The sequence below is a fragment of the Paraburkholderia sp. MM6662-R1 genome (assembly GCF_050436245.1).
Classification (GTDB): domain Bacteria; phylum Pseudomonadota; class Gammaproteobacteria; order Burkholderiales; family Burkholderiaceae; genus Paraburkholderia; species Paraburkholderia tuberum.
Map to the genome: position 1 here is coordinate 460505 of NZ_JBNDLV010000003.1, position 12537 is coordinate 473041.

Consider the following 12537-nt stretch of genomic DNA (forward strand, 5'->3'; position numbering starts at 1 on the left):
GCCAGCTTCGACGCGCTTGACCGCCCGAATACGGATCTCTTCAAGCGTTGCATGTGAAAGCTGCCGGCCGTCGTCCTCGCGCCTCTCGCCCCCCTAAGCCCACCCATTTCCAGTTGAAACTTCTTGCCAGTCGCAATGCAATTTGTCGCAATGGATTTGCCCGTCGCAACTGAACCCGTGAAGCTGATAGCATCAACGTCGGGCGATTGTACGAGCGCCTCGCCAACAACGGACCCCGCTCCCATGACGAGGTTGGCCACCCCGGGTGGCAGGCCAGCTTCCTGCAGAATCTTCATCAGTTCCCAGGCACTTCCAGGAACGAGTTCTGCCGGCTTGAAAATGACGCAATTGCCGAAAGCAAGAGCTGGTGCCGTCTTCCACGCCGGTATCGCAATAGGAAAGTTCCATGGTGTGACGAGACCAACCACGCCGACGGGCTCGCGCGTCACTTCCACGGCCAAGCCGGGGCGCAGTGACGGGAGGATCTCACCGCCGACACGCAGAGCCTCGCCGGCGAAAAATTTGAAAACCTGTCCTGCGCGCGTTACCTCGCCGACGGCTTCCGCCAACGTCTTGCCCTCTTCGCGCGCGAGCAGGCGTCCGAGTTCATGCTTGCGGGCGAGAAGACTCGTACCCGACTGGTCGAGAACATCAAACCGCTGCTGGGGCGTCGTTTGCGACCACTTCGGAAACGCTTGCCGCGCCGCGCCGATTCGACGTGCGCCTGCTGCGCGTCAGCGTGGGCGAATTCACCGATCACGTCATCGGTGTCGGATGGGCTGACATTGCGGGAATAAGCGGTGGACGTTGTCCACTCTCCGCCAATGAAATTATCGAATCGAGTCATATTTGTGGTCTTAAAATGATCAGGTGCCAATGTGAAGACGACAGGCGCTACGACACAGGTCAAGGGCCTGTTAGCCCCCGGCTGATGAGATTGCGGTACAGCGCACGAACACCGAAGCTCCACGGGGGGGTGTCCGTGCACAAACCAACCGTGTTAACGAGAGCACCAAGGGGCGGTGCGGAGATCGTCACGACGTCACCGAGATGGTGGGTAAAGCCGGACCCCGGGGCATCCCGATCCATGATTGGCGAAAACATGGTGCCGAGGAAGAGCATGAATCCATCCGGATACTGATGGTGATCGCCATGGGTCTGCATGACGAGATCCGCCGGGTCGCGGCTGATCTGGCTCATGTGACTCGCACCTTCGAGCACGAAATCGTCGTCAGTGCCTTCCACACGCAGTGACACGCTCGTCTGACGCACCGTGTCGAGAGTGAAGTTGCCATCGAAAAGGCGGATGAAAGGGCCAATCGCGCAGGAGCCGTTGTTGTCCTTGCATTTGCCGAGCAGCAACGCAGAGCGTCCTTCGATATCGCGCAGGTTGACGTCGTTACCAAGCGTGGCGCCTACCGGCTCACTCTTGCTATCGACGGCCAGAACGATCTCGGGCTCCGGGTTATTCCAGGCCGACGAAGGCAACAGTCCGATGGGGGCGCCGAAGCCGACGGCCGACATTGGTTGTGACTTGGTGAAGACCTCGGCGTCCGGGCCAAGGCCGACTTCCATGTATTGCGACCACGCACCGCGCCGCAGCAGCTCTTCCTTCAGCCTTGCCGCGGCATCAGAGCCCGGGCGGATTTTTGACAGATCGGTGCCGATCAGTGCGGTGATGTTTTCTCGCACGTCAGCCGCCTTGTCGCGGCCGCCGCCGGCCTCTTCCTCGATCACGCGTTCGATGAGACTTACGGCGAAGGTGACGCCATGCCTTGATAGCCTGCAGGTCACATGGCGCGAGAATATATTGCTTGCCGGAAGCGCGGGCCGCGTGGGTCTGCGTCAGGAGCTGTTTGACAGGCCCCAGCGCTTCTCCCGGCGCCTGGCTTGCGATTTGCACGCGGTCGTCGCGATCGAGTAGGTCCGCCATCGTCGGTGCGTACGCCGAAATATCAAAGACCTCTCCCTTACGGATAGCGATCACGCATGGGCCTTCGCCCGCTGCGGTTTGTCGCCACATACGGCCGACGAGGAGCGCTGAATCGAGATCAGACGGCAGCCAGTTGGACTGGGTTGATGTATTCATGATGTTCTCTGTGTGAAGGTCAGGTGATCGCGCCGATCTGCCAGGGTAGGAACTCATTCTGTCCGTAGCCGTGAAGCTCACTCTTTGATCGCATGCCCGATGCGGCTGCCAGCATGAGTTCGAAAATTTGCTGGCCCATTTCATCGACGCTCTTCGTTCCGTCAAGGATCTCTCCGCAGTTCAGGTCTATATCCTCTTCCTGCCTGCGCCAAAGTTCGCTGTTGGTGCCCAGTTTCAACGAAGGGGAGGGTGCGCAGCCGTACGCGGAGCCGCGCCCCGTTGTAAAGCAGATCAGGTTGGCTCCGCCTGCTACCTGGCCCGTTGCCGAGACGGGGTCATAGCCCGGGGTGTCCATAAAGACCAAGCCGTGTGCCGACACCGGCTCCGCATAGCGGTACACGTCAACCAGGTTCGTCGTACCGCACTTGGCTACAGCGCCCAATGACTTTTCGAAGATCGTCGTCAGGCCACCTGCCTTATTACCCGCCGACGGGTTGTTGTTCAGGTCTGCGCCCATGCGTGCACAATATCTTTCCCACCAATGGATGCGCTCGATCAGCTTTTCTCCGACCTCGCGTGAAATTGCGCGGCGCGTGAGCAGGTGCTCGGCGCCGTATATTTCCGGTGTTTCGGACAGAATCGCAACGCCGCCGTGGGCAACAAGACGGTCGACTGCAGCACCAAGCGCGGGATTCGCTGAGATACCCGAATAGCCGTCGGACCCGCCGCACTGCAAACCGACGACGAGATTACTTGCGTCGACGGCCTCCCGTTTCACACGATTGGCTTCCGGCAGCAGCGCCTGCACTGCCTCAATGCCAGCTGCCACTGTGCGGGATGTGCCGCCGGTGGCCTGAATGGTCATGACCTTCAGCGCGGTGCCCGCCTCAAGACCCTGGCTCTCGAGGAGGCCGCCAATCTGGTTGGTTTCGCAGCCGAGTCCGATGATGAGCACCGCCGCAAAATTAGGATGTCGTGCATACCCACCGAGCGTTCGACGGATCAGTGCCAGACCTTCGCCCTGTGAGTCGATCGCGCAGCCCTGTCCATGCGTGAGGGCAACCACTCCATCCACGTTCGGATAGTTTCGTAGCGCTTCGGGTTTGAAGTGGTCCGCAATGGCACGTGCAACGGTCGCGGAACAGTTGACGGACGTAAGAATGCCGATGTAGTTGCGTGTCGCGACGCGTCCGTTAGGACGAACGATGCCCATGAAGTTCGCATGGCTCGCGACAGGCGCCGGCTTCGCGTTTTTCCCAAACGCATAGTCGCGGTCGAAGCTGCCCATCGACAGGTTATGAGTGTGGACGTGGTCGCCGCAGGCGATGTCGCAAGAGGCAAAGCCGATGATCTGCCCGTACCGTCGAACTGGCTCGCCTTGCTGGAGGGCACGTGAGGCGACCTTGTGACCGGGCGCCACCAGCCCTCGGACCGTTACGCGGCCACCGTCCACCGTCGTGCCACCCACAAGCTGCTGCCGCGCGATGACCACATCGTCATCGGGATGCAGTCGCACGGTGATATCTGCGGCCGCTGTTGAGGTTTCCATACTGTCTCCGATCATTTAATCGTGTAGTGCGGGGCGCGTCGAAGCGTCTATCGCGGCGTGGGTTCGGGCGCGTGCTCCGGGATCAGGCCATCGTGTTTCAGCGCTTGCCAGAGGCCTGATGGAATGTGCACGGACATTTCTTTCACATTCTCATGAACCTCGCCAGGATTTCGTGCCCCTGCAATTACTGCGCAAACAGGCCCGGGGGCGCTGCAGAATTGCAACGCCGCGGCCTTGAGGCTCACGCCAAATTCAGCGCAGCGCGCTGCCATCCGGGAAGCCATTTCAACCATTTCTCTCGGTGCGGTGCTGTATTCGAACGTTGTGCCTCCAGCAAGAAGGCCGGAGTTATAGGGGCCCCCGATCACCAGCTTCGCGTCGCACTGGATGCAAGCAGGGATCAGACTCTTTAGGGCCGTCGTATCCAGCAAGGTGTAACGACCCGCGAGCAGGAAGATGTCGGGGTCCGAGTCAGTCAGAGCCCTGACACACGGTTCAACCCGGTTGACGCCCAAGCCCCACGACTGGATCATGCCTTGTGCGCGCATGTCAGAAAGCGCCCGAGCTGCGCCGTCGATAGCGATGCGGTATTGCCTTTCCCAATCGGAGCCGTGCGTGTCTTCGGCTATATCGTGGATGTACACGGCGTCGATCCGGTCAACGCCCAGGCGCTTCAGGCTATCCTCAATGGATCGATATGCGCCATCGGATGAATAGTCGTACTCGACGCGAAAAGGCAAGCCATTGACATAGCCATGCCGCATAGACGGCACCGAATCATCCCGGACGAGCAGCCTGCCGACTTTCGTCGACAGAATGAGGTCGTCGCGCGGCATCTCGCGAAGTATCTGACCCAGGCGCCGCTCTGACAGGCCGGTGCCGTAGAAGGGTGCCGTGTCGAAATATCGGACTCCACTTTCCCACGCGGCCCGTATCGTTTCCTCTGCGAGCTGGTCGGGCACGACTGAAAATAGGTTGCCGAGAGGCGCGCCTCCGAAGCCCATCGGGCTCGGAAAAGTCCCACCATTTACTGGCCGGAATAGTCGTTTCTGGATTTCCATTTTGTCCTTCGCAATCGATTCGCCGCGCCGAGCGCAAGGCGAGCGTCGTCCATCATTGACCGACGCGGTGCGGATAACACGCTGCCCGCTGATTCCGGTCACACGGCGCGGGCCTTATCTCACAGCCGGTAAAATGAGCGGGCTGTCTCTCCAAAGATCGCCGCCCGGTCTTCTTTGCCGAGACTGGAGGCCAGTCGCTCGACGCACGCGTGCCACGACGCGTAATCCCCGTTCAGATTCAGGACCGGCCAGTCGCTCCCCCACATCAGGCGCTGAGGTCCAAATTGCGACAGCAGAAAAGCGAAGTACGGCGAGAACGCATCGTCGGTATAGCCCGGAGGTGCCTCGGTGACCATGCCGGAGAATTTGCACAGGACGTTTTTCATCCCGGCGAATTCGCCCATCCAGTGAGTCCACTCAATCCAGTCTTCCCCTACACGCGCACCGGCGTTCGTTCGTGCGACTCCCTGATCGTTGGGCAGATAAGGTTTGGCAACGTGATCGATGACAATCCGCAGTTCCGGGTGTCGTGCTGCAAACTTGGCGAGATATGGCAGATGTCGCACGTACACCAGCGCGTCGAAAGCCAAGCCGTGCGTGACCAGTGCGTCGACAGCCGGGTCTAATCCGGGATTTGCAATCCAGTCGTCGTCCGGCAGATCCTGCAGCATGGGTCTGACGCCCTTGAACTTTGGCTCACGAGCCAGCTCTTCGATGAAGCTTGCGGCGTCGGGGTCAAGCATTGGAACCCAGCCCACGACACCGCCAACGAGCGGCTCGTTGGCAACAAGCTTCAGCAGATACAGCGTCTCCTCCATCGTCGGTGCGGCCTGTACGACAACGGTCTTGTCAACGCCCGCTGCCTGCGCAAGCGGCGCGAGGTCTGCTGAGAAGAAGTCTCGCCATAGTAGAGGGAGTTCGGGTGTGAGCCAGCCGTAGTCGCTTCGCGCAATCGTCCAGAAGTGCTGATGTGCATCAACCTTCATGACCAGTCCTTTTCCCAATTACCACATCGATTTTCTAAAGAAGCAATGGTGTTGTGCATTTCGGTATCCTAATCATTCTGATATCGCATGACCGATGCGATGATCACTGTCAGCCGTCAGCTTTGCCTGGGGCGCCAGGCGTGAATATGTTCGCCAGTCAGCGGGCAGCCGTCGGAATATCGATATTTTCTTCCGTTCCCGCTGTATCCGTTTTTTTAACGCGCGACTTTTTGTCTGAATTCTCGCGTGCCCTCACGCTTGCAATTCGGCCGGCGCGTTCGCTTTCCGCGTTGCCGCTCGCCAGCGGGCTGCTGCACGATTGACGCACGATTAGTTCCGGCGGAAAGACCATATGCCGAGGGCTTCGTTCGTCTCCCCTGATGCGCTCGAGCAGCATGTTGAGCGCCGCTTCGGCCATCGCGTCGACGGGCTGCCGTACGGTGGTCAGTGCGGGAGAGAAAGCGTTCGCCCAAGGGAAATCGTCTATCGCGGTAACTGATACGTCCGTAGGACATGCGAAATGCTTTTCCGCCAACGCCCGCATCGTGCCAATCAGCATCTGGTTATTGGCCACGAAGATGGCTGACGGCGGCTCCGGCAGGTCCATTAGCTCAAGCGCTGCCGTGTAGGCGCCGTGCTCAACGAATGCGCCTTGACGCACGTAATCGGGATTGACCGGCAGATTCGCAGCTGCGATCGCCTGGGCGAAGCCGCGCAAGCGATCACGACCAGGCAGCAGGTTCTGCGGACCGGAGATGATTGCGACGCGCCGGTGGCCAAATTCCAGGATGTGCTGTACTGCAAGGCGTGCAGCGGCAACGTTATCAAGAGCAACCGAATCCCATTCATTGGGGCAGACCACATGGTCGACCGCCACAACAGGCATGATGCCGATCTCCGAGCAGACCTTGTCGTAGGCTTCCTCCGGTGCCGATGCACAAAGGATCGTGCCGACGGCCAGATGGGCGCGGAGCATGCGCAGATAGGCGCGCTCCTGTTCAAGATCCCGATCGCTGTCGAATAACAGAACAGAGTAGCCCAGGGCGTGAGCGCGCTTCTGGATGGAATGGACGAACTCGGTGAAGAATGGGTTCGTGATGTCCGGAACGACCAGGCCCAATAGCTTGGTGGTGCCCTTTTTCAGGCTGCTCGCGACTGTGTTCGGAGCGTAACCCAACGCCTTGACTGCGACGTGCACGCGCTGCGTCAGGTCTGGACTCACGTAGGTCGATCCAGACAGGACCGCCGAGACGGTAGCCAGACTTACTTCCGCAAGACGTGCGACATCCTTCATTGTTGCCATAATTTTCCTGCCACGCAGTTGTGCCCGAGCTTCCTACTGGTTCAGTTCCACCATCCCGCGTGCTCGCGCTTCGGCTGCCGCAAGATGCCGTCCGGTGTACGGGGCGGCTCAATTTCGAGCAGGAACCGCTGGGCAGGCGACATCCGCTCGTACAGTTCCGGGGTGAGATGGTCGATCTGGACGAGCTGCTGCGGAAGGTCACGTCGAGTATACGTGAGATGCAATACCCGGCGGTTTGCGTCGTTCTTTTTGAGTGTGCCGCTGTGCCATCCCGACGCGTTCATGATGAAGACGGTGCCAGCCCGTCCGGTCAGATAGACCTCACCCGGATATGGCGCGTCCAGATCGGCGGGAATCCGTTTGCGGTCTTCTTCGGAAATGGGGCCGGCCTCCCAGTCGCCCTGGTTCACAACAGGCACGTTAATCGGTGCCCATTTGTGCGACCCCGGCACAACCCGCGTCGGACCATTATCCAGCGTCATGTCGTCAAACAGAATGACGGCATTAACCACCCACCAGTCATCTTCGAAGTACTTCGGCACGTCGACGTGCAGTTGCTGGTGACCGAACCCCTTCACGGGATCGCGGAGGTTGGCGCCGTGCACCTTGATCTCACCGAGCAGCTTGTGGGCTGTGGCCAGCACCGGCTGCAGTTCCAGGCACCTATCGAACACCGATGTCTTGTTGAAGATGTTCGACACGCGGCGCGCGCCAGGCTCGACGTGAACTTCATGCCCACCCGTGAGGCGCTCGGCTTCATGGAGCCGCTCAAATTCGCGGGCCATCAGGCGGCACTCGTCCGGGCTCAGCACATTCTCGACGACGAAAAACCCCCTTTCGTCCAGTTCCTTGAGCTGCTCGCTGGCCAACGTGTCGTTGATTTGCAGTGCATGCATCGCCTGTCTCGTGTACATGGGTCGTGTCTCCGTCCATCTCGTTAGCGGGCGAAACGTTTAGCGAAACGTTTCGTTGAGTGAATTTATAGCAAGCATCAGCCGCTAGATATATTCGGGTTTCTCCTATGCCAATTTAAATTCAGCGCCCACGGTCAGCGGGTCAACTCACTTTATCCATGTTTACCCCATGTTAATTGACTTTGCGCAAAGAAGGCCTTAGATTCAGCGAAACGTTTCGCTAAACGTTTCGCCGTGAACTCGGCACCACTGAGTTTTCAGACCCAGGAAGAGACAGGAGACAGACATGAACAGTTTGACGAAGCCGCTGTGCACAACGCGCCCTGTGCGTGCACGCCGTCGTGTGATCGGTGCGGCAATGGGCGCGCTTATGCTCTCGGCGCTGGCCGCACCCTCAGCGTATGCGGACAAGGACCACCCTGTTGTTGCCCTGTTGCCAGGGGTGGTTGATCCGTTCTATTTCACGATGTACCACGGCGCTCAGAAAGCGGCGGCGGAAGACGGCGCCCAGGTGCTGTTCCAGTTGCCAAAGAGCTGGAACACGACGGAGCAGGTGCCGATTCTCAAGGCGTTTATCGCCAAACGCCCTGACGCCATCCTGATTTCTCCCGTGGACGCGCAGCAGCTAATCGAGCCGCTGACGGAGGCAAAGAACGCCGGAATCAAGGTTATCACTGTGGATACCTACATCGGCACCGGCCGTTATCAGACCGGCAGCGGAAACGCGGATTTTCCGCTTTCGTTCATAGCATCGGACAACGAAGAAGGCGGCCGCATCGCAGCGCGGACGCTGGCGAAGTCTATCGGCGAAAAGGGCGTTGTATTCTGCGAAAGCCTGAAGCCCGGTGTGTCAAGTACCGATGCGCGGGTGAAGGGCTTCCAGGAGGAAATGAAGAAGTATCCGAACATCAAGGCTCTGCCAACGTTATACAGCGAAGACGACGCGAATAAGGCGGTATCGGACGTGTCCGGGGTTCTCGCGCGAGAGCCGGATCTTTCCGGCGTGTTCGCATCCAACACGTTTTCCGGCAAAGGTGTGTCGGAGGCAATTCACATGGCCGGGAAGAGCGGCAAGGTCAAAGTGATCGTCTTCGACGCCGTCCCGGGTATCGACAAGGACCTGAGAAGCGGCCTCGTTGACTACGCAATCGCGCAACGGCCGGCCGACATGGGCTATTACGGTGTCAAGTATGCGGTGGACGCCATCCGTGGCAAGCCGATTCCCAAGGACAAAAGCACGGGCTTTGTCGTAATGGACAAGACGAACATCGACGACGCCAACGTCAAGCAATTCATCTACTCCAACTGATTTGCACCGGCGACGGCTCAAAACCGTCGTCCGGTCTTTGCACAGACTTATCTGGAGACATTGCGATGCAAAAGTCCACTTCACTTTCCGGCCTTCCCCCCACAACCAGCACGTCGTGGGCTAACAGGGGGCTCGATTACAGAGAGCTTGTCGGCCGCTTCTGGCCCTGGCTTTTCCTCGCAGTGCTCTGTCTCTTCTTCGAGATCTGGTCCCAAACCGCCCAGCACAAATCGTTTCTCTTTAATGCGTACAACGTACAGTCGATCGCCCTTGCCTCGAGCGCACCAATGCTTCTGGCAATAGGACAGACATTTGTTATCGTCACGGCCGGAATCGATCTGTCAGTCGGATTCGTAATGGGCCTCGCCGCAGTGTGCGCGGCGCAGTTCACATTGCTCGGCGGGGCATCGCCTTGGGCGCTTTGCCTTTCAGTGCCGCTGACTATTGCGGTATCGGTCATTCCCGGGGCGATCAACGGGATCCTGGTCGCGCGTTATCGCGTGCCTCCGTTTATCGGAACGCTGGGCATGTATGGCATCGCTCGCGGTGCCGGCTTTCTCGCGGCAGGCAGCGGCATGACCGTGTCGGTCGACAATGCGGGTCTCCAATGGCTCGGCTCAGGATGGAACCCCGTGATTCTCACGGTTGTGCTGCTGGCTGTCATGCACTTCATCCTGTCGCGCACCCGCTTTGGCCAATATACCTATGCCGTCGGTGGCAACGAGCAGTCTACCGCCCGGGCGGGCATCAATGTGCGTCGGCACAAGATCGTGATTTATATGCTCGCTGCTGCGTTCGCTGCGATTGGGGGCATCGTTTACACGGCGAGATTTTCGGCCGGTTCGGCTACAGCCGGGGAACCGATGCTGCTTAATTCAATCGCCGCTGTTGTGATCGGAGGCGCTAGCCTGTTTGGTGGTACCGGCAATCTGATTGGCACGTTAATTGGCGCTCTCATCATCGCCGTTATCGAGTTTGGACTCGTCTTCATTAACGTCGACGCATTCTGGCAATTCATTGCGGTCGGCGTTGTAATTATCGTGTCGGTGTTGATCGACCAGTACAAGGAACGTCTCGGAGTCCAATCATGATCCAACCGCTACTTGAAGTACGCAACGTCTCCATTCGCTTCGGCGGCGTAGAGGCGCTCAGGAAAGTTTCGATGAATGTGTACCCGGGAGAGGTTGTCGCATTGTGCGGCGACAACGGTGCAGGCAAGTCGACGTTGATCAAGATCATCTCGGGCGTTTATCAGCCCACCGAGGGCGAGGTGATCTTCGATGGAGAACCTCTTAACATGCGTGACCCGCACGACGCACGCGCCAAAGGGATCGAAACGATCTACCAGGATCTTGCACTTGCTGACAATCTCGACGTCGGCAGCAACATCTTTCTGGGACGTGAGCCGGTGAACCGTCGGTTCGGTGTGAGCACCATCGACCGCCCGCGTATGGCTGGCGTCGCACGCGAGGTGCTGGACCAACTCGACATTGTCATTCCGGAAAAAAAGATCCACGGTCCGGTCAAGATGCTCTCCGGCGGCCAGCGTCAGGCTATCGCAATTGGACGCGCTATTTATTGGAACGCCCGCGTGCTGATCATGGACGAGCCCACGGCCGCCTTGGGTGTACCCGAACAGCGAAAGGTGATGGAGCTGATCCTTGGGCTGAAGAAAAAAGGCGTCTCGGTCATTTTAATCTCGCACAACCTGCTTGACATTTTTAGTGTGTCGGATCGGATCTTCGTGCTTCGGCGCGGCGAGGCGGTGGGAGAAAAGCGGGTAACTGAAACCGATGGCGAATCGGTGGTGAAGATGATGGTCGGCGACGAGTACGCCGCTACGAAGGCTGCAGCCTAAGCACGACAAAAGTGCGCCCCCGAGAGACCGCCTTTCGGGTACGCAAGCGAAACACGGAGAACAGTCAATGCAACGAATGGGAATGGTCATTCACGTCAAGCCCGAGAAGATCGACGAATACAAGGCGCTGCACGCAGTTCCATGGCCAGCGATTGTCGAGCGGCTCCAGCGCTCCAATATCACCAATTACTCGATATTTCTTAAGGAGCCGGAAAATCTTCTTTTCGGATACTGGGAATACGTCGGGACAGACTTCGAGGCGGATATGGCTGCGATTGCAGCCGATGCCGAGACACAACGGTGGTGGAAATTGACAGACCCATGCCAGATCCCCTTTGTGTCGCGAAACAACGGGGAGCACTGGGCAACGATGGAAAACGTATTTCACATTGACTAGTAGCTCGAAGCTGCAGAATCGCCGTAGGCACGAAACAAAATTGTGCATCCGATATGTCGGTACGGGTAGCGTCGCTTCGGCGTCCTGCAGCAGTCACGCAAGCCTCTCCGTAGTCACCATTGTGCACCTGCCTGTTCGCTACCGGCGACCGTAGCAAAAGTCGAAAGCTGCTTTACTGAACGTCGCTTTCCGGTTCTATACGGGACCGTCGGAGCGGGCCGCCCAGTGGCTCTTGTGGGTCGTGAGTACGCGTTCGCCCGCAGAGAGTGCGACATTCGCAAACGTCGACATGCGAAAGTCGGGAATGGGACTGAGAGCTGCCTTGCAAACGCCGGCAGCCGAACGTCGGGTATGGCCGACTTGCCGTCCTCCCGGATTATCGCCGGCTGCCCGACCGCTCAGCTAGCCGTCCGCTGAAATGCCGCTTCGTCGCCGGCGGAGAGTGGGTTGGCGGGGCGATGTGCCCATTCCGAGACGGGCTCTTCGAGCACGTTATGGTTCGGGCTTTCCCCGCATCGACGGACGCCACCCAGCTGAGCAGGCAGGAGCGGCGCTGGGCTCTCGCGCATAGGTACAGGCCGCAGCGGCCGCCGATTCTCCTTTCCAGCTAAGAAGTGCTAAAGATAGTGCCGCGTTCCCGAGAATCAAAACCGATTCGTTGGTGTACGCAACTAACGGTCAAGCCCTCGCAGCGGCCGGCTTGGCTCCGCCACAACAGCATTGCCCAAAAAAGGGCGCCGGCCCGATTATTCATGCTTCGAGAAGCGTGCCCGATTCACCCGCGCTGTTCAGGGGCGCTCGAAGTCATCGGGTGTCAGTTCCAGGCGTACGCACGGATGCGCAAGTAGCTTCCGTTCGGCGATCGCGCGGATGCGGCTGTACCCGTCCCGGAAAATCCTCAGGATCCGGGCGTCCCCGGCCCGCGGCTCAAGCCAGAAATGGGCCTCCAGCGCTGCAATCGTGACGATGCATTCGACGGTGGTGTTTCCGCGGACGAGCCAGAACGACACACCCTGTCGATTTGCCAGAATCTGCGGCTCGAATTCAGGTTTTTCCATGGCTCGTTCCGGG

At 59.0% G+C, this 12537-nt stretch carries 10 protein-coding genes and 2 pseudogenes; 4 read left to right on the forward strand and 8 right to left on the reverse strand.

Annotated elements, in window-relative coordinates:
• Positions 1 to 98: 98 nt before the first annotated feature.
• The 7 genes and pseudogenes from OKW39_RS24735 to OKW39_RS24765 all read right to left on the reverse strand — a co-directional run.
• A pseudogene (locus OKW39_RS24735) lies at positions 99 to 847 on the reverse strand (aldehyde dehydrogenase family protein); the annotation flags it as partial.
• A 59-nt stretch (positions 848 to 906) separates the two neighbouring features.
• A pseudogene (locus tag OKW39_RS24740) lies at positions 907 to 2089 on the reverse strand (fumarylacetoacetate hydrolase family protein).
• A gap of 19 nt (positions 2090 to 2108) precedes the next feature.
• Complete coding sequence (locus OKW39_RS24745; protein WP_429360627.1) at positions 2109 to 3638, reverse strand: UxaA family hydrolase; 1530 nt, start codon at positions 3636 to 3638, stop codon at positions 2109 to 2111.
• A gap of 47 nt (positions 3639 to 3685) precedes the next feature.
• On the reverse strand, positions 3686 to 4699 hold the full coding sequence (locus OKW39_RS24750) for an aldo/keto reductase (protein ID WP_429360628.1): 1014 nt from the start codon (positions 4697 to 4699) through the stop codon (positions 3686 to 3688).
• A 119-nt stretch (positions 4700 to 4818) separates the two neighbouring features.
• A complete protein-coding gene (locus OKW39_RS24755) occupies positions 4819 to 5685 on the reverse strand; it encodes an amidohydrolase family protein (RefSeq protein WP_429563928.1) in 867 nt (288 codons plus the stop codon).
• A gap of 157 nt (positions 5686 to 5842) precedes the next feature.
• Positions 5843 to 6988: a LacI family DNA-binding transcriptional regulator gene (locus tag OKW39_RS24760; protein ID WP_429360632.1), complete on the reverse strand. Its 1146-nt coding sequence runs from the start codon at positions 6986 to 6988 to the stop codon at positions 5843 to 5845.
• 41 nt (positions 6989 to 7029) lie between these two features.
• A complete protein-coding gene (locus tag OKW39_RS24765) occupies positions 7030 to 7884 on the reverse strand; it encodes a phytanoyl-CoA dioxygenase family protein (RefSeq protein WP_429360633.1) in 855 nt (284 codons plus the stop codon).
• Positions 7885 to 8188: 304 nt separating this feature from the next.
• On the opposite strand from OKW39_RS24765, the gene OKW39_RS24770 reads away from it, so the two are divergent.
• From OKW39_RS24770 to OKW39_RS24785, 4 genes are all read left to right on the forward strand, one after another.
• Entirely contained in the window at positions 8189 to 9211 is a 1023-nt protein-coding gene (locus OKW39_RS24770; protein WP_429360635.1) for an ABC transporter substrate-binding protein, read from the forward strand.
• A gap of 65 nt (positions 9212 to 9276) precedes the next feature.
• Positions 9277 to 10302 (forward strand): ABC transporter permease subunit, encoded by a 1026-nt coding sequence (locus OKW39_RS24775; RefSeq protein ID WP_429360636.1) that lies wholly within the window; start codon positions 9277 to 9279, stop codon positions 10300 to 10302.
• A complete protein-coding gene (locus tag OKW39_RS24780) occupies positions 10299 to 11069 on the forward strand; it encodes an ATP-binding cassette domain-containing protein (protein WP_429360638.1) in 771 nt (256 codons plus the stop codon). The genes OKW39_RS24775 and OKW39_RS24780 overlap by 4 nt, the downstream gene beginning before the upstream one ends.
• Positions 11070 to 11136: 67 nt before the next feature.
• Positions 11137 to 11466, forward strand: a complete 330-nt coding sequence (locus OKW39_RS24785) for an L-rhamnose mutarotase (RefSeq protein ID WP_429360640.1) — start codon at positions 11137 to 11139, stop codon at positions 11464 to 11466.
• Between the two features lie 788 nt (positions 11467 to 12254).
• Here the strand turns inward: OKW39_RS24785 and OKW39_RS24790 are convergent.
• Entirely contained in the window at positions 12255 to 12524 is a 270-nt protein-coding gene (locus OKW39_RS24790; RefSeq protein WP_018420601.1) for a DUF1488 family protein, read from the reverse strand.
• Between the last annotated feature and the right edge of the window lie 13 nt (positions 12525 to 12537).